Here is an 18,938-nt window from a genome sequence, read left to right as displayed (position 1 = left end):
GGGCACACATAAAAAAATCGACTTTTATGTCGATCTTGTTGATAAACTAAAGCATGCTAGCCTAATTATTGTTCTTTGGAGAATGGTTTCTGTAAATTGGTGGACTTCCATTGTCCACTTGTCAAAATTTGCACCTTTACCTCAACATCTAAGGAAGACGGTGAAAGTGAGATCGCTCCGTTCTTTTCAAATTTTTTCCAGTCTTTTACATTATTTCGATAAAGTATTTGTGAAAGCTGATAAACATCAATTCCTTTATTAACCCCATTTTTGTAGGTTTCTTCAACTTCCTTTTTCAATGTTTTTTCAGCTATTTGTTTTACTGTTTTCATAGGCAAATATTTTACAACCTGAAAAATATCTCCTTTTATACGAATCTTCATTCGAAAATGGGGTTTGTTGTTCTTTATGTAGGCGACTGTTTTGATTTTTGGTTTTTTCAATACGATTTCTGTAATGGGCTCCCCATCTTTTTTTAATAGTAACGGTGCTCGGGTGAAAGCCTTGTCCGTCCATTTTAAACCTGATAAGTCTTTGTCAGACAAATACCCTTTGTAGCTCTTTGAAGCTACAAAAGCGGACCCGCTATATTTTAATAATGGGAAATCATTTTTGTCTGATCTCCATTTTTTTGTAATCGATAAGAATGGGATTTGTGTGGTCATCGCAGGCTCATAAAAATAAGCACGAAATTTGAAAAAAATCAAAGGACTAAAAAGAGAATAGTTTTTTGTCATTTCATTTGGGTTATCCCTCACTGTATAAAGGGGTGAGAGATTTAAGATAGTTCCAGTTGTCAAAACCTCCTCGATTGGTTCCTTTGTTCCAAATACCCACATCGTATTCCTAAACTGAAAGAAACGAGCAAAGAATTCATCAATTTGTCGTATATCTCCATGTTTTAATACATTCTCAGAGAATACGACTGTATTTATGTGCTCCCAAGACACCCTTTGTTGACTCGTTTTATAAAAATCGAACGCTGAATGGTCTAATATCTCCCCTGTTCCTTTTCCAATAAAAATTGGCTGTGGTGTCCGCATTGTGGTTTCTTGTTTTGCAAAAGTGGAAAAATTGATAAATTGAGGATAGAGCACATATTGATTATTTTTAAAGTCAACTCCTAAGGCATTCATGTACCATACATGCTCAACTTCTCTTGTATCCCAACAGCCGGTTAACAGAAAAATAGATGGAAATACTATAAGAAGTTTTTTATGAAATAATGTTTTCCTCATCTTTTTTCCTCATCCTTTTGTTTCGTGCTATCGTTCGTATGAATCTCTTTCGGTCTCCGTATCATATTTTTAAAACGAATTCGGATTGTTGCCGGCATCAAACTAGTTGGTACAAGTGGAGAGTAAGGGGCCATAAATGGAACCCCGAAAGAGCGTAAATTCACAAGATGAATACAAATAATAAAAACAGAAAATATAAGCCCTGTTATTCCGAGTAAGCTTGATAGTAGATAGACAAAATATCGGAGAATACTTAATGTTCCCGAAAGCGACTGGTTGATCAAAGTAAATGTTGAAACAACAGAAATAGCCATCATTACGACAATACCAGGAGAAGCCAATCCTGCGCTGATGGCAGCTTGCCCAATAATTAACCCACCTACTACAGATAACGTTTGACCAACAGTAGTAGGGATTCTAAGACCTGCCTCTCTTAGTAACTCAAATAAAAAAATCATCAAGAATCCCTCTAATGTAGTAGGAAATGGAACTCCCTCTCTTGACAAAGCCAGTGTTGCCAACAATGTGTAGGGTATTTGATCCGGATGATAAGCGACTAAAGCAATCCAAAATCCCGGTAGAAAAACAGCTATAATTAAGCTGAAGATCCTCAGTACTCTTCCCAAGCTTGCAAAAGGGGCTGACGAATGCTGGTCCTCTGCATTATTCACGAAAAACACAAGAGTAACAGGTCCAATAGATGCAGTCGGAGTGCCTTCCACTAATAAAACGAATCGTCCATAAAGTAGGCAATTTACAGCATAATCAGGTCGTCCCGTATATTCTAATAAAGGGAAGAGACTGAAAGGCCGGTCTGTAATAAGTTCTTCAATTTGATCAGATGAAACAATGCCATCTACTTTAATATTATTTAATTTGGATCGTACTTGTTCTAAAACATCCTGTGAAATAACATCTTTCAAAAAAAGAACAGCAACCCTAGTTTTACTTCTAGTTCCAATAACAAATTCTTCATAACTAAGGGAGCATGTTTTCAATCTTTTTCGAATTAATCCAATATTGGTTTGAAGTTCTTCTACAAAACCGTCCCTTCCCCCTCTTAGTGTCACTTCCGTACTAGGTGCTTCTACAGATCTTGCTGGTAGCATCGCTAGTTTGATGGAAAAAACCAGCCTAGACGCAGTGAGGAAAAAGAGAACTTCTCCTTCGTAAATTTTTTGGGCGAGGTCTTCCTGTGAAAAGTCTGATTTAACGAAAGTGATAGGGAAATCAAGTTTTGACTCCAAATCCTTTGCATCACCGGAAAATCCATTTTCCAATACTTCATGAAGATGAGGCATGATTGTTTTTCTCAATTCTTTTATGTCAATGAGACTTTGACAATATACAGATAAAATAGAAAAATAACGTTTACCACTATCGATTTGATGTTTTTGGAAGAGGACATCTTGCGCTCCTTCAAACCAGCCCTTTAAAATTTCTTCATCCCACTTGACCCTCATCTGATCTTGATCAGGTTGATTATTACGCTTCATTGATGTTACCTCCATTCTCTTTATTCACAAACATGGAGAGGATGGCTAAAAGTACAAGTATCAAGAGTATGAATACCATAGTCCCCGGTAAAAATTGACGGGATAAAAACAAATAAAAAGAGGTATCATTAATCGACAAAATAGATATCAGAGTGACCCACCCGAGGAAAAAAAGTTTTACTCCACTATTCACCTTCTTATTTGTAACTTGAAGAATATCTGAGACTAAAAAAGTAAGAAGAGACAAGCGGATGAAAGCTCCAACAAACCATTGATAAACTGATAAAAAGTCGAGATGTTCAATATAACGACCAATTGATACGAGCCTCCATTCTTCAAAGGCTGGGTATCGTTGCTTAGCAGCCACGAATGGACCAAACTCTGTGATGGCCCCGATCGTTGGTCCAAGAGTAAGGATTACAAAAGTGATTCCAATCCAAATCAAAGTAGTAACCTTTATTTTTTCATTTAAGTGATGATGAAAAAATAAGATAAAAACAACCTCTACAAATCCTGATATTGGATAGATCATGCCTTTTATAACAGGAGTAGTACCGTGTTCTATATATGGTTTTAAAAAAGCGTAGTCTTTATGCGGAAAATTCGCAGTCATGACAAAAAAACCTAAAAGAATAACTATTGGGAGAAGGATACCCGCCGTTAACCCTATGGATTGAATTCCGTGCTTTGCATTATAAAAACAGATTATAGAAAAAGTAGCACCTAATAATACTCTAGGTGTCATCGGCAGATAAAACGATAAAAAGGTTAACGTTTCCTTTAAAAGGACGACACCCGAGGAAAATAAGTATAGGAGGATCATAGCCATTAATGGATAGGTAATAAATCTACCGAATTTTCCCTTAAGCCATAGAAATAACTGTTCTCCATTCATACGTTTTTGGATAAAGTAGAGAATTGGTATCAAGAATAGTAAAGAAACGCTTGAGAGCAAAATGGTAATCCAAGAATCACGGCCCGAAACGTCCAAAACCATAGGAATGATAATGACATGGTTAACAAGTCCAGTACTACCAATTAAGATAAATGACATTTGAAGCAAGTTGATAGTTTGGTTTTTCATGTACATTCCTCCAGAAAGCAAATTCGTTACCAAGATAGTATATCCTTCTGGAATATTTTTATTATTTTTGAAGTCACCCTCCTACTTAATTATCTATATCAAAACCTACGTATATAAGTATGTGGTTTTTTAATTTATCATTAATTCACCTCAGAAACGATCCTACCAGTTTGTTCAAGAAGAAACTAACCACTTTTGTGATTCGTGACCTTTAACAAAATGAGCGCTCAATTGTATTGTGAAATATCTCATCTAGATTCTCTATAAATTCTAAAAAATCTTCTATTAAATTAGAAAATCAACAAACACTTAGACAGTGCCTTCTAAAAAATGCATAAAAATAAAACAGCTAGTCTACCAATTAAATGGGTAGCCTAGCTGTTTTATTAAACTTGAACTCTATATTTCAAGGATTATTTGATTTGATTTTGCCCTAGAGACACAGGTTAAAATCATTTTATTGCTTTTTCTTTGATCCTCATCCAATAAGAAGTCGTGATGCTCAATTTGACCATCAATTACATTTACTTCGCATGTCCCACATCTACCAACTCTACACGAATATGGTACTTTTAAGCCCTCATCGAGTAAAACATCTAATAAAGATTTATCAACAGGAACTTGTTTTGTCGTACCATTCGCCAGTCTTACCTCAAAAGGTCTAGAGTTAGCCAATAATTGTGGTGTAAAAACCTCAATATGGACACTTGATTTCGGATAGCCAAATGCATAAGCTGATTCATTAAATTGCGAAATAAACCGATTAGGACCACAAAAATATACATGAGTTCCGATTGAATGGTCTAAAAGCGTTTCAACTTTTATTCGACTAGAATTAAGCTCTTTCGTAAAGTAAAAAGTAGTCTCTTCTTTATAATATTCATTTAAAAAGTCATGAAATGCACTACTTGATTTTGTTGCCGAAGTATAGTGAAGTTCAAAAGACTTATTTTTACTTTTTAATTCTTTCATCATCGATAAAAATGGCGTTATGCCAATTCCCGCTGCATAAAACACATGATGTTTCGCTCTTGAACTTAATGGAAAATGATTTTTTGGATAGCTAATCCCTAGTCGATCACCTACTTTAATTCGTTCATGCCAATATTTTGAACCGCCCTTTGATTCCGAACTTAAATGAATGGCAATTTTATAAGTGTTATCAATAAGTGAATGATGAACTAAAGAAAAAGGTCTGCAAATAATCTCATTTTCTGCAGAAACATATGTATTAATATGAGAACCTCCACTAAAAGTTGGAAGATTAAATTCATCAATTGGAATCAAACTAAATTCTTTAACCTGTTGTGTTATTTGCTTTATTTCATTAACACGAACTAGTATCGTATTCTCAATCAATCCATTCACTCCCATCTACAATTTAGCGATGTTTCCTAAATATGCGTCATAATGGACCGAATAATGGTCAGAAACTGAAAGTAATAAATGACAGTTATGACACTGAATTTCTTCACCAATTTCTAATTTTTTTAATTCAGTTAAACTATGACAACGACAACAAAAAACCTTCGAGTTCAGTTCACCATAACCAACATATTGTACTTCATCTTCAAAAAATCCAACATCTTCTATAATCGGCCGTAAATTTTTAAGCTCTTCTTTACTTAGTGCTATATATAAATAGCTACCCATCTTCTGACTTTGCAACCAAGTTTTGATATTATTTTGCAATTGTTCTGGACTTGAATCAAATCCGATGAAGACAAAATCAAAAGAATAATTTTTCTCAAGTAACTTTTCTAAAATTGGCTGGATTAACGACCTCCCTCTATGATTCGAACAGATTAAATATTTTCTTTTTCCATCTATAAAACTAGCTTCTTCAACTATTAAATTATTCATCGCATTCTACCCAACTTCATCAAGTTTATTTTTTAAGTATGTTATTACTTCTTTTTTATATGAAGAGATTCCTTTATAATCTAAAATGAAATCCGGTAATTCACATAGAATTTTATAAAATTGCTCTAACCATTCCTTATTGAAGGTTAATTGCTCTAGTGGTAATAAGTGAGTATGGATCGTAAACAGGAGCCCATTACTAGCAGCCAACCTAAATAACTTTTGAACTTCAACGCGTAAGTGAACAAATTTCCCAACATTATCAGTTGTAACTTTTTTTCGATCTTTACCCCATTGATCGAATGTTTCTAATGAAGTATCTAGTCTTTTCCCCGCCATTAGTGACCAATTTTTACGAGTCCATGGTGCTCCTTGTTCAATATTTTTTAAGAAACGAAGAATTCGATCATCCAATGATTTTTCACTAAACATAGGGATCGGCTGATGAATCTCTTTAAATCTCATTCCTAGTTTAAAAGAAAGTGACCAATTAGAAGGAAAACAGAGGTGTCCAGCATCTAAAAATAAATCGCCATCTCGTTGACTCATATAAATTAAATCTTCTTGTACATGTCTACCTATAAAATTCAATGGCTTTCCTAAAACAGAAGTTCGATCCCCAAAGCTAAATTGTTCCTCCTCCATCAGAAGCTTATTGTAAATAGTCCAATATTCATGACCCTTATGAACTTCAAAATAGTTTGGATAATACCTTATTAAATGATCTAAAACTAATTCTACAATTTCCCATTGCCCTTCAAAACTAGTAGGAAGTGCTTGATAACAATTGCTAGGTGAATTGTGTAATAAGCTTCTTTTTAATTTTATTTCATTCTCATATTTAGGAGTAATCTCGATGCTTACAGGTGGATCTAATAGTATAGAATTGTTAGAGTAACGATAAATCTCCTCTTTAAACGGATACGGAAAGCTTTCTAATTCATTACCTTGATTCATCTGAACACCCTTTTTAGTAGATTAAAAGTAAATCGTTCAAAAAAGTTAAACTAGACAAAGGTAAACATGCTATTAATTTCTTTTTTATTACATTAGATTTTAATTAATTATAAGAATATTCTGTTTTTTATGTCAATAGCTAGTCCGATTTATTGTTCAATTTAATAGAAAGTTTACGATAGAATCGGTTATGGGGTACTATCTCTCAGATTTTTGCGTTTTTACTTACTCATGAACACTTTATGAGGTACTATATCTCTGCTTTTTGCTTTTTTACTTCCTCATGAACCCTAGTGTGCAGGTCCTTTCATCCTTTTGCGTTTTCTCTACTAATAAACCTCAGTATGTTATTACCTTTCAATACATATAAAAAAAATTGCCTATATTCTTTTATAAGCAATTTTTGCATTTTGTTTATTCAATTTCTCCTTTCCAAGCAAGCATTCCGCCAGTCATATTCACAACATTAAATCCATGACTTTCTAAAAACTGTACTGCTCGACTACTTCTGCCACCAGCATGGCATACAACGATGTATTCATTATTTTTATCTAGGTCTGCCATACGGAATTCGATTAAACCAAGTGGAATATGCGTCGCACCTGGGATCATTCCGTTTGCTACTTCATCCGCCTCGCGAACATCAATAATATTAAGTGAATTTTCATTCTTTAATAGATCTTCAAGTTTTTCTGCTGTAATTTCTCTCATTCATTATTCTCCTTTATTAAGACCAGGTGCTCATTCCGCCTTTTACATTTGTAATATTGGTATAACCCATTTTTTTAAGAACTTTACATGCTTTTTTACTTCTCATTCCACTTTGGCAAATAATAATTGTTTCTTGATCTTTTGAAAGATGATTTAAATTTTGCTTTAACAAATGCAATGGAATATTTTTGAATTCTTTTATATGACTTCCTTTATATTCTGCAGGTGTTCTAACATCAATGAATTGTTTTTCCTTACTTTTCAATTCATTTTTTAATTCATTTGTTGAAATTTGCTTTACCCCTTTAATTGGAAGAAAAGTTTGTACTAGAAAATAAGCAATTAATACGATGATTAGAATATTTAACATTTCTATTTAAGTCCTACTTTCAAGAGGTTGATGTTCAGAAATATTTTGGCCAGTGATAAGTTTTACGAATATTTTTTATCTGCTTTTTACTAATAAGTTAACTGCTTCTTTTACAAGCTCTTCTGCACTTTCTCCATTTTCATCAGCTAATCTTACACATTCAATTAGATTCGTACTAACGATGACTCCAATTGTACGATCCATTGCTGCTCTTACTGCTGATAATTGAGTGATAACATCTTTACACCCTTTATCTTCATCCATCATTTTTAAAATGCCTCTAAGTTGCCCTTCAATTCTTTTTACTCTATTTTTTATTTGATCATCATAAGTCATAGAAATCTTTCCTTTCTTAGTAAAATTTTTACATTAGTTAAATTGAACTATATACCCAGATAGGTATGAAGTCAATAAAATTGCCGTCATTTTAGATTACTAGAAAAAGAAGATAGTCAATTTCATTTTAAACAGCATAAAAGCCTGGTATCTAACTATTCCAGGCTTTACTTCTTCACATATTTATTACTAAGAAAGGTATCGTGATGATCGCTACGATCATTAATAACCAATTATTCTTCTTAATATGAATAATTTCTTCCTCCAATAACAGCTCTTCATTTTTTTTCATTATATATTCCTACTTTCAGTTTTGATTAATTTATTCTTATATTTAAGATTTATTTCCTTAAATAAAGCTTAAAATACCTGTAAGTATCAATTTTGTTACTTTTTTACTCTATATAATGAAAATGAAATTTTAATGAAAAACCTTTTTTTAATTTCTACAATTCCTATTTATTCCATTTTACTTTTTCTTTTAGTGTATTATTCTTACTCGATCAAAAGGGAAAAAAACTCCTTCAACTTTTCCGACTATTTCAGACTGCTTAATATACCCTAAACCATTTCTGCTATCTTTACTATTTAGTCGATTATCACCCATTACTAAATACGACCCGCTAGGTACTTTAACTTGATTAAATTGAAGATATTCTTTATAGACATTTTTTAAATGATCATTTAAATAGTTTTCAGCTAAATGTTTTCCATTAATATATAGGAGCCCGTTTGTTAAATTAACGTTATCACTTGGCAATCCAATGATTCTTTTGACATAATACTTAGGGTCATTTTGTTTTTTTATAATGACAACTTCGCCTCTATTTATTGATGAAATATGAAATGAGGCTTTATTTACAAACAAATAATCATGATTATGTAGGGTCGGTTGCATCGAAGCACCTTGAACAATAAAGGGTGAAAATATAAAAATCTTAACAATTAATGCGATTGTAAAAGAATAGACTATTATTTTAAAAGTTTGCCATGAAGATTCCTTTTTTCGTATTTTCAAATTTGTATCCCCTTTAAATTTATTGTCTCCACATTTTACCATAACACGATTTATTATTTGAATATTCCTTACAAATATTTAATAAAAAAAATAGCAAAGCTTTCTGTTTCACTTTGCTATTTCTTCACTGATTAAATCAGATTAATTAAACTTGTTTTGAGGCAGATTCTACTGCTAGCTCTCTAAGTCGGAATTTCTGTATTTTTCCTGAGGCAGTCATAGGATACTCTTTTACAAATTCTATATATCGAGGAATTTTATGTTTTGAGATTTTTCCCTTACAGTACATTCGAATATCCTCTGGTGTAATTTTTATTCCTTCTTTAATAATAATGCAAGCCATTACTTCTTCCCCATACACATGATCAGGTACTCCAACAACTTGAACATCTAACACATCTGGGTGAGTATATAAAAATTCTTCAATTTCACGAGGGTAAATATTTTCTCCCCCACGGATAATCATGTCTTTGAGCCTACCTGTAACTTTGCAATAGCCATTCTCATCCATGATTGCTAAATCTCCTGTATGTAACCAACCATCTTCATCAATCGCAGTACGAGTAGCTTCTTCATTTTTGTAGTAACCTTTCATAACATGATAGCCTCTAGTACATAGTTCACCTTGTACTCCACGTGGTACTTCATTTGAAGTGCCTGGTTCTACTATTTTCACTTCAACATTTGGTAATGCCTTACCAACCGTTTCAACTCGTACCTCAATTGGATCATTCGTTCTAGTTTGTGTGATAACTGGAGAAGACTCCGTTTGGCCATATGCAATTGTAATCTCTGTAATACCCATTTTTTCGATTACTGCCTTCATAACCTCAATTGGACAGTTTGAACCTGCCATAATTCCAGTTCGTAATGTTGACAAATCATATTTAGAAAAATCAGGTTCATTTAATTCTGCGATAAACATTGTAGGAACTCCATGTAATCCAGTACATTTTTCATCTTGTACAGTTTGAAGTACTCTCTTTGGACTGAAGTCTTGTACAGGTACCATCGTTGCTCCAACAGTAACACAAGCCATGGTGCCTAAAACACATCCAAAGCAATGGAAAAATGGAACGGGTATGCATAAACGATCTGCCTTTGTTAATTCCATACAATTCGCAATATTGAACCCATTATTAACGATATTTGAGTGTGTAAGCATTACACCTTTTGGGAAACCAGTCGTTCCAGATGTATATTGCATGTTTATAACATCATACGGACTCATTGTTGCAATTCGCTTATCCAACTCTATGTCTGAAGTATTTTTAGCCATAGAAATAAGCTCATTCCATGAGAATGTTCCAGGATATTTTTTCTCACCTAGAACAATTACATTCCGTAAAAATGGCAGTCGACTGCTATGAAGTTCTCCAGGAACAGCATCCTTTAATTCTGGTATAATTTCATAAAGCATTTCAATATATGAAGAATCCTTATACTGATCCATTAAAATAATCGTTGTTGAATCAGATTGCTTTAACAAATATTCTAGTTCTGCTGTACGATAATTTGTGTTTACTGTAACAAGAACTCCACCCATTTTGCCAGTTGCAAATTGGGAAGTAAGCCATTCAGGTGTATTTGAAGACCATATTGCAATATGATCACCTTTTTGAATTCTAAGACTCATCAAACCTTTTGCTACTTCTCTACAGTGATTTTCAAATTGTTTGTAATTCATCCTTAAACCTCTATCCGCATAGACAACAGCCTCATGAGTAGGATGTAATTTCGCTTTTTCTTCTAATAGTTTCCCGATCGTAATATCTAGTAAATTTGTCATCTTATCCTCCTTAATTGGTTCCCTTCCAAAAGGACGCGTTATTAGAACTTAAATTAAACACAATTAAGAATATTCTATGTTTTTAGACTTTTCCCTTTAAAAAAACTTCTGTAAAAGTAGAAAAGCCACAAGGAATTTCTTTTTCCTTGTGGCTTTTGTTTTTTAGTTAATTTATTTGAGAGTTAAAATTAAAATATCTTTCCTATATTATACGTTACATAGCAACGTTATTATCATTCTTCACCACTTCTGGTTTAAATGCGCGTTCCCATTTAGCAATTACAACTGCTGCTAAAGAGTTACCAACTACGTTTACTGCAGTTCTAGCCATATCTAGAATACGGTCAATACCAGCAATAAATGCTAAACCTTCAACTGGAATTCCTGCTGTACCTAATGTTGCTAATAATACAACGAACGATACGCCTGGAACACCTGCAATACCTTTTGAAGTGACCATTAGAACTAACATTAGTGAAATTTGATCTGTGATTGATAAATGAATACCGTACATTTGAGCGATGAAAATTGCTGCTAATGCTTGATATAAAGTTGATCCATCAAGATTGAATGAATAACCAGTCGGAATAACAAATGAAGAAATTGATCTTGGTACTCCGAATTTTTCTACTTTTTCCATAATTTTAGGTAAAACTGTTTCTGAACTCGCAGTAGAATATGCTAAGATCAGTTCATCTTTAATTAATTTAATGAACTTAAATATATTAACTCCTACCATTTTAGCTACTAAGCCTAATACTACAACGATAAAGAATGCCATCGTTATATAAACAGTTATGATTAATTTTCCAAGTGGAATTAAAGATTCTAATCCAAACTTTGAAACTGTAACTCCGATTAATGCAAAAACACCAAATGGAGCAAATTTCATAATTTGATTTGTAATGTAAAACATTGTATCAGCTGTTCCTTGGAAAAATGCTAATACTGGTTTTCCTCTTTCTCCTACCGCTGTAATCCCAAGACCAAACAGCACTGAGAAAAAGATAATTGCTAACATATTTCCTTCAACAAAAGCTGAAAAAATATTTGGCGGTACGATATTTACAAATGTATCTGCAAACCCATGACTTTTCACTTCTTTTGCTGTTTCAACATAAGTATTTATATCAGTTTTGTGAAGAATACTCATATCTACACCAGCACCAGGTTTAACGATATTCGCTACTAGTAATCCGATTAAAATTGCAATTGTTGTAATAATCTCAAAGTACAGAATCGTTTTTCCGCCTAAACGGCCAAGTTTTTTTGTGTCACCAACACTAGCAACACCTACAATAATACTTGAAACAACGATAGGTATTACAATCATTTTAATCAGACGTAAAAAGATGTCTCCGATTGGTTGTAAATAGTCAGCAACCTTTGGATTTCCATAAAAAATTGCGCCTACAATGATCCCAATAACAAGACCAATTAATATTTGCCAAGCTAAGCCAATTTTTTTCATAATAAAAGTCCCCCTTGTAGTAGAATTTTGCCAAGTTTTTTAATTTACAAAAAATAACAAAACCATTTAAATTTTTTTTAAATGGTTTAAGCACTACTTGGCTTATTAAGATATCGATGGAACTCTCATAAATTACCCATCATTTCCATAATTTACTTTTTGATTATATTCAGAATTTACAATCAAAAAAAGTTATAAAAAACAGTATAACAGAAATCATTACGATTTCAATTTTACTATATTTTCCAAATTTCGATTAAGGTACATTATAATTCTACTAAAAAACTAAGATTTTGACAAATTCCCTTTATTATTTTTTAATTATTTTTTAATTTTTAACCAAATAATTACATATTTCTATTATATTAAGAAAAAACTTGCATTTTCCAAATCATTTAAAACCCCTTTGTTTACAAGGAATAAGAAGAAAAAAGTTAAATATTATCAAGACTCTTATTTACGAATCTGTTCGTTTTGTTTATGATATAAGATGAATAATTTGGAAATTTAATTTATTTTTTAATAATTAATGAAAATGCTTTCAAAATATTTTTTTGAAAGTGATTTTACATATTTTGTATAATCAGCCTTGATTATTACTAAAATAAGTTAGTAATTTATGTTTAAGAAGTGAGGTAAATTAATTGAAAACTAAAGTAAACCCAAAAGCAGTTATTGTCATTTTTGGAGCAACAGGAGACCTAGCAAAAAGAAAGCTTTTTATTTCAATATATAGATTATTTTTGAGCCAAAAAATTGATGAAGGTTTTGCGGTTGTAGGTGTAGGTAGAAGACCTTGGTCAAATGATGAGTTTCGTGAAACTGTAAAAAAATCAATTCAATCTATTACTTCATCTGATACTGAAATTGAAAGCTTTTTATCTCATTTTTATTACCATCAATTTGAAGTATTAGAACCGTCTTCGTATATAGAATTAGGAAATTTATTAACAAACTTGGATAATCATTACTTAATTCCTGGTAACCGTGTTTTCTTCCTTGCAATGGCACCTGAATTTTTCGGAACAATTGCTAAACAGTTAAAACAAAATGGATTGGCTGATACTGAAGGTTGGAGTCGAATTGTAATCGAAAAACCATTTGGACATGATTTACCGAGTGCAATTGAATTGAATGATGAAATTCGTGAAGCATTTTCAGAAAAACAAATCTACCGTATCGATCATTACTTAGGGAAAGAAATGGTTCAAAATATTGAAGTAATCCGTTTTGCAAATGCCATGTTTGAACCGCTATGGAATAATCGATTTATTTCAAATATCCAAATTACTTCTAGTGAAATTCTTGGTGTTGAAGACCGTGGAAAATACTATGAGAATTCTGGCGCTTTAAAAGATATGGTCCAGAATCATATGCTTCAAGTGGCGGCACTTCTTGCTATGGAGCCTCCGATTAAATTAACAACTGAAGAAATTCGTAGTGAAAAAGTTAAAGTATTTAAAGCTTTACGTAAAATTGATGAAAACGAAGTAAAAGATTACTTTGTTCGCGGACAATATGATGCTGGTGTAATTAACGGTGAAGAAGTTCCAGCATATAGAAATGAAAACAATGTTGACCCTGAGTCTCAAACTGAAACATTTGTTGCAGGTAAACTTTTTATCGATAATTTTAGATGGGCTGGTGTTCCATTCTATATTCGAACAGGAAAAAGAATGGCGACAAAATCTACTAAGATAATTGTTCAGTTTTCAGATATACCAATGAATCTTTATTACAATACAAAAGAGACAATGTCTCCAAATTTATTAATTATACATATTCAACCTGACGAAGGAATTACATTGCAATTAAATGCAAAAAGATCTGGCTCAGAAGAAGGCTACACAAAGCCAATTCAATTAACATTTAATAATAATTGTGTTGATTGTGTTAATACACCAGAAGCATATGAGCGATTAATTTATGATTGTATGTTAGGTGATGGAACAAACTTTACACATTGGGATGAAGTAAAATATTCTTGGAGCTTTGTTGATGTCATCTCAAAAGCTTGGGACAATAATTTAGCACCACTTACAACATATAATTCTGGTACAATGGGTCCAAACGAAGCTGATACTTTATTGACAGTTGATGGTCACAAATGGTGGCCAGTTACTGATCGATTAAATGAAAATTAAAAACGAATTATCGATAAAAAAAGTTACTCCCTCCTAATAGCGAGGGGGTAACTTTTTTATGTTTCAAAAACCAATTTGAAATTATGTCCACTGAGTATGGAACTTACCTTCTTTATCGATTCGTTCATAAGTATGCGCACCAAAATAATCTCTTTGTGCTTGAATTAAATTTGCAGGAAGTGTTTCAGTACGATAACTATCAAAATAAGCTAATGCTGCAGAGAAACATGGGATTGGTACACCAGCTTCAATTGCTACTACGCTAATTTTACGTAATGCACCTTGATAACTTTCTACGATTTCTTTGAAATATGGGTCAAGTAATAAGTTAGAAAGATTTGCATCTAGATCGTAAGCTTCTTTAATTTTTTGTAAGAAAGCCGCTCGAATAATACATCCACCTCTGAAAATCATTGCAATATCACCATATTGTAAATCCCAATTATACTCATCAGATGCAGCTCTTAATTGAGCAAATCCTTGAGCATATGAACAAATTTTACTCATATAAAGAGCTTTACGAACATCTTCGATAAGTTGCTCTTTATCACCATTATATGTACTAGTTGACGGACCAGATAATAATTTACTTGCTTTTACTCGTTCATCCTTCATTGCAGAAATAAAACGTGCAAATACAGACTCAGTAATAATAGAAGTAGGTACGCCTAAATCTAGCGTGCTTTGACTAGTCCATTTTCCTGTACCTTTTTGTCCTGCTTTATCTAAAATAACATCTACAAGTGGTTTACCTGTTTCTTCGTCTGTTTTAGTAAAGATATCGGCTGTAATTTCAATTAAATAGCTATCAAGCTCACCCTTATTCCAATCACTAAATACATGGTGTAATTCGTCAGCAGTTAAGCCAAGTACATTTTTTAATAAAAAGTAAGCTTCTGAGATTAATTGCATATCACCGTATTCAATTCCATTATGAACCATTTTTACGTAATGACCAGCACCATCTGGGCCAATATATGTTGTACATGGCTCATTATTTACTTTTGCAGCAATCGCTTCAAAAATAGGTTTTACTAGTTCAAATGCTTCTTTTTGTCCACCAGGCATAATTGAAGGTCCTTTTAAAGCTCCCTCTTCACCACCTGAAACACCTGTTCCAATAAAATGGATTCCGCTATCAGATAGCATTTTGTTTCGTCTTTGAGTGTCTTTATAGTATGTATTTCCACCATCAATTAAAATATCACCTTGATCAAGATGAGGTAATAATTGTTCAATTGTTGAATCAGTTGGTGCCCCTGCTTTTACCATTATCAATATTTTTCTAGGTGTTTCAAGAGAATTTACAAATTCTTCAATTGAAAATGTTCCAACTACATTTTTACCTTCTGCTTCTTTTAAAAATTCTTCTGTTTTTTCAACTGAGCGGTTATATACAGAAATTGAGAAACCTCTACTTTCAATATTTAAAGCTAAGTTTTTTCCCATTACTGCTAAACCAATTACGCCTATTTGTTGTTTAGCCAATTCAATTAGTCCTTTCTAATTAAAATTTGCAAGGGTTTTCAAATTAAAAATTGTAAAATATTTACTATCCTTAATATATCCTCCGATTAGTTTTGCTATCCTGTTAAATATTCTACTAACCGAGCAAAATCCTTGCATACCATAAACTTAAGGTCAATAATGATATTAACATAACAAGCGCGCTGAATAAATGTAAACATGATCTAAACATTAAAATTTTATAATTTGAAAAGAAGTGAAACTATGGTAATAAATTACAACGATAATAAATGGACTCAGCTTTTATTTACTTTAATTATTGCAATTATTGGTGGATTTTTATTTCAATTGATTAAACTCCCAATACCTTGGCTCCTTGGACCGATGTTTTTTGTACTTATACTTTCTAAAATTAAAGGGATAAAATTGTATTGGCCAAGTAAAATTCGAGATGCAGCCATGATCATAATCGGCTACACAATTGGGCTATCATTTACATCTTCTACGTTTATTCAAATCGGACATCAATTAACTTCTATGATTTTGATGACCTTTCTACTCATCCTTTTTACTATTACAATTTCAATCATCATTTCTAAAGTATTTAAAATACATTATCCAACTGTTTTATTAGGTAGTATTCCAGGTGGGTTAAGTCAAATGATTGCTCTTGCAGAAGAGATTAAAGATATTGAATTCACAATTGTCACATTCTTACAAATTTCTAGGCTTATGATGATCATTTTTATGGTCCCATTATTAATTTTCAGTCCATTTTTTAACGTACATAAAAGTTCGATCTCAGAAGCCATTCACCACACTTCAAGCTGGCATGGCTTATTTCCAAACATTATTATTTTTGCGATTGCATGTACGCTCCTGGGACTTTTAGGGAAGAAAATAAATTTTCCAACAGCATTACTTTTAGGACCAATGATCGCTACCATTATCCTTAATTTATCTGGACTACATGGACCTGCATTACCATCTGTTATTTTAGATTGCTCTCAGCTAATGATGGGAAGTTATATTGGCTTATTATTAAAACCTGAAAACTTAAATAACAAATTTAAAATAGTTTTAGTTTCAGTCTTAAGTGGAGTCGTTTTATTAACTTTTTCACTTTTATCAAGTATATTTCTAACACATATTCACACCATTGATCATATTAGTGCCTTATTAAGTTTAGCACCTGGTGGAATGGATCAAATGGCATTAATTGCAAAAGAAGTAGACGCTGATATAACTGTCATTATGTGTTATCAACTATTTAGAACACTATTTATCTTTATTGTTGTACCATATTTATTAAGATATATTTTTAGAGCAAGGATTCAAGAAAGTAAGATAAAGAGAATAAGTAACGAATAAAAAAGCAAGGAAAATAACCTTTCCTTGCTTTTTTATTCTTCATAGATCATCTTTCTAGTCATGCCACCATCAATTATGATATTTTGACCATTTATAAAGTTATTTTCTGGATTAGCTAAATAAATACAAGCTTTAGCGATATCTTCGGGCTTACCTACTCGATTCGACCAATGTTGAAGATGATCAGATTCTTTTAATTCTTCATTCTGATCAACTTGAATCCATCCAGGACTAATACAGTTTACCGTTATACCATTTGGCTGAAGCGATGCTGCTAATGAATGGGTAATTGATACAATTCCACCCTTTGATGCTGCATATGCTTCTGAATTTGGTTCCGACATAATCGCTCTCGTTGATGCCATATTTATTATTCTTCCACCATTTTTCATCACTTTAGCTGCTTCTCTTGATGAAATAAAAACGCTTCTCAAATTAGTATTAATTACTTTATCCCATTCATCTGTTGATAAACTTAATAATGGCTTAAAAGCGGAAATTCCTGCATTATTAATTAAAATATCAAGTTTACCAAATTTATCAAAAACATTGCGCATTAGATTTATGATGTCTTCCTCTTTACTAACATCAGTCTTAAAGAATATTGCCCTCCCACCATTTTCCTCAATTTTCTTGACAACTCTATGACCTTTTTGTTCATTAACATCAGCTATAGAAACAATTGCACCTAATTTTCCAAATACAAGTGCAATACCCTCTCCAATTCCATTCGCACCTCCTGTAATAATAACTGATTTCCCTTTAAACATTTCTTCCATATTTTTATACCTCTTATTTCAATTAGTCTATTATTATTATTTCCAGCCTTAACAAAAAAAGCCGTCAAATGACAGCTTTTAATACGATTTAGTTCGAATTAAGTTATCTCAACATTGAGGTTGATTTTTGCTTAATCCAATCTTTTTTAATAAATAGATCAACATATCTTTTTCAGCTGAATTTAGTTGAGAAAATAAGTTATGGATCATTTCGCTATGAACCGGAAAGATGCAACTAATTATTCTTCTACCCTCGTTTGTCAAGGCTGCATAGATAACTCGTCGATCTTTTGGACAATGAATGCGTTTAATATATTGCCTTGCCTCTAATTTATCTAATACATACGTCATATTTCCGCTTGAGATTAATATCCTTTTTCCAATTTGTTGAATTGGCTGATCTCCTTTATGATAAAGCAATTCTAAGACTGCAAACTCAGTTAAATTCAAACCAAAACATTTAATATTATTAATAGAAGCATCAGTCAAAAAGCGATTTGCTTTACAAATTTCCGAATATAATTGGAGCGAATTAGTTGAAATTTCATTTTGATTCAATTCATATCAACCCCTTTCAACTATCTTGAATTAAAGATAATTTTAAATTATTTCTTGAAAGTAGTCAATGTCCGAGTATCGATTCATTTATTATATGATGATTTTTAGTTTCATTTAGTTTACATAATAATATTATGAAGCGCTTTTAGACATACGATGCTACAAGTTTAATAACATGCACTAAGTACCATACTGTTCAAAAATAGTATTTAAAGGATATGAAGAAGCAAATAAAAATTTTTCTAGCTTTTTTACTTACTCTTGATCCTCTTATGAGTAACTATAT

At 32.2% G+C, this 18,938-nt stretch carries 17 protein-coding genes; 2 read left to right on the top strand and 15 right to left on the bottom strand.

Annotated elements, in window-relative coordinates; translation table 11 throughout:
- Nucleotides 1–65: 65 nt before the first annotated feature.
- The 12 genes from gerXC to COJ46_RS19390 form a co-directional block, all read right to left on the bottom strand.
- Entirely contained in the window at nt 66–1,238 is a 1,173-nt protein-coding gene (gene gerXC, locus COJ46_RS19445; RefSeq protein WP_098566208.1) for a spore germination protein GerXC, read from the bottom strand.
- Nucleotides 1,235–2,734, bottom strand: a complete 1,500-nt coding sequence (gerXA, locus tag COJ46_RS19440; RefSeq protein WP_286145527.1) for a spore germination protein GerXA — start codon at nt 2,732–2,734, stop codon at nt 1,235–1,237. Before gerXA ends, gerXC begins: the two co-directional genes overlap by 4 nt.
- A complete protein-coding gene (gerXB, locus tag COJ46_RS19435) occupies nt 2,724–3,818 on the bottom strand; it encodes a spore germination protein GerXB (RefSeq protein ID WP_098566207.1) in 1,095 nt (364 codons plus the stop codon). The genes gerXA and gerXB overlap by 11 nt, the downstream gene beginning before the upstream one ends.
- Before the next feature lie 399 nt (nt 3,819–4,217).
- Nucleotides 4,218–5,186 (bottom strand): PDR/VanB family oxidoreductase, encoded by a 969-nt coding sequence (locus COJ46_RS19430; protein ID WP_286145526.1) that lies wholly within the window; start codon nt 5,184–5,186, stop codon nt 4,218–4,220.
- 6 nt (nt 5,187–5,192) lie between these two features.
- Entirely contained in the window at nt 5,193–5,681 is a 489-nt protein-coding gene (locus COJ46_RS19425) for a hypothetical protein (protein WP_097977008.1), read from the bottom strand.
- Nucleotides 5,682–5,687: 6 nt separating this feature from the next.
- Nucleotides 5,688–6,638 (bottom strand): heme-dependent oxidative N-demethylase family protein, encoded by a 951-nt coding sequence (locus COJ46_RS19420; RefSeq protein ID WP_097977006.1) that lies wholly within the window; start codon nt 6,636–6,638, stop codon nt 5,688–5,690.
- A 414-nt stretch (nt 6,639–7,052) separates the two neighbouring features.
- Nucleotides 7,053–7,349 carry a rhodanese-like domain-containing protein gene (locus COJ46_RS19415; RefSeq protein WP_097977004.1) on the bottom strand — a complete coding sequence of 99 codons (297 nt, stop codon included), beginning with the start codon at nt 7,347–7,349 and terminating at the stop codon, nt 7,053–7,055.
- 16 nt (nt 7,350–7,365) lie between these two features.
- On the bottom strand, nt 7,366–7,725 hold the full coding sequence (locus COJ46_RS19410; protein WP_097977002.1) for a rhodanese-like domain-containing protein: 360 nt from the start codon (nt 7,723–7,725) through the stop codon (nt 7,366–7,368).
- 69 nt (nt 7,726–7,794) lie between these two features.
- Nucleotides 7,795–8,055 (bottom strand): metal-sensitive transcriptional regulator, encoded by a 261-nt coding sequence (locus COJ46_RS19405; protein WP_088014637.1) that lies wholly within the window; start codon nt 8,053–8,055, stop codon nt 7,795–7,797.
- A 481-nt stretch (nt 8,056–8,536) separates the two neighbouring features.
- Nucleotides 8,537–9,073: a signal peptidase I gene (gene lepB, locus COJ46_RS19400; RefSeq protein ID WP_286133580.1), complete on the bottom strand. Its 537-nt coding sequence runs from the start codon at nt 9,071–9,073 to the stop codon at nt 8,537–8,539.
- Between the two features lie 145 nt (nt 9,074–9,218).
- Entirely contained in the window at nt 9,219–10,862 is a 1,644-nt protein-coding gene (locus COJ46_RS19395; protein WP_097976999.1) for an AMP-binding protein, read from the bottom strand.
- A 214-nt stretch (nt 10,863–11,076) separates the two neighbouring features.
- Nucleotides 11,077–12,333 carry a cation:dicarboxylate symporter family transporter gene (locus COJ46_RS19390; protein ID WP_097976997.1) on the bottom strand — a complete coding sequence of 419 codons (1,257 nt, stop codon included), beginning with the start codon at nt 12,331–12,333 and terminating at the stop codon, nt 11,077–11,079.
- Between the two features lie 644 nt (nt 12,334–12,977).
- Between COJ46_RS19390 and zwf the strand changes: the two genes are divergently transcribed.
- Nucleotides 12,978–14,477, top strand: coding sequence for a glucose-6-phosphate dehydrogenase (gene zwf, locus COJ46_RS19385; protein ID WP_097976995.1), 1,500 nt, complete (start codon nt 12,978–12,980; stop codon nt 14,475–14,477).
- 81 nt (nt 14,478–14,558) lie between these two features.
- Here zwf and gndA read toward each other — a convergent pair whose 3' ends face one another.
- Nucleotides 14,559–15,965 (bottom strand): NADP-dependent phosphogluconate dehydrogenase, encoded by a 1,407-nt coding sequence (gene gndA, locus COJ46_RS19380; protein WP_097976994.1) that lies wholly within the window; start codon nt 15,963–15,965, stop codon nt 14,559–14,561.
- 243 nt (nt 15,966–16,208) lie between these two features.
- Between gndA and COJ46_RS19375 the strand changes: the two genes are divergently transcribed.
- Nucleotides 16,209–17,315 carry an AbrB family transcriptional regulator gene (locus tag COJ46_RS19375; RefSeq protein ID WP_097976992.1) on the top strand — a complete coding sequence of 369 codons (1,107 nt, stop codon included), beginning with the start codon at nt 16,209–16,211 and terminating at the stop codon, nt 17,313–17,315.
- 32 nt (nt 17,316–17,347) lie between these two features.
- On the opposite strand, the gene COJ46_RS19370 is transcribed toward COJ46_RS19375, so the two are convergent.
- Nucleotides 17,348–18,085, bottom strand: a complete 738-nt coding sequence (locus COJ46_RS19370) for an SDR family NAD(P)-dependent oxidoreductase (protein WP_097977220.1) — start codon at nt 18,083–18,085, stop codon at nt 17,348–17,350.
- A gap of 117 nt (nt 18,086–18,202) precedes the next feature.
- Complete coding sequence (locus COJ46_RS19365; RefSeq protein ID WP_097976990.1) at nt 18,203–18,652, bottom strand: MarR family winged helix-turn-helix transcriptional regulator; 450 nt, start codon at nt 18,650–18,652, stop codon at nt 18,203–18,205.
- Nucleotides 18,653–18,938 lie beyond the last annotated feature (286 nt).

Source organism: Bacillus sp. AFS077874 (assembly GCF_002566505.1).
GTDB lineage: Bacteria > Bacillota > Bacilli > Bacillales > Bacillaceae_G > Gottfriedia.
Note: the sequence above shows the minus strand (reverse complement) of the source record. Positions and strands in the feature narration are given on the sequence as shown.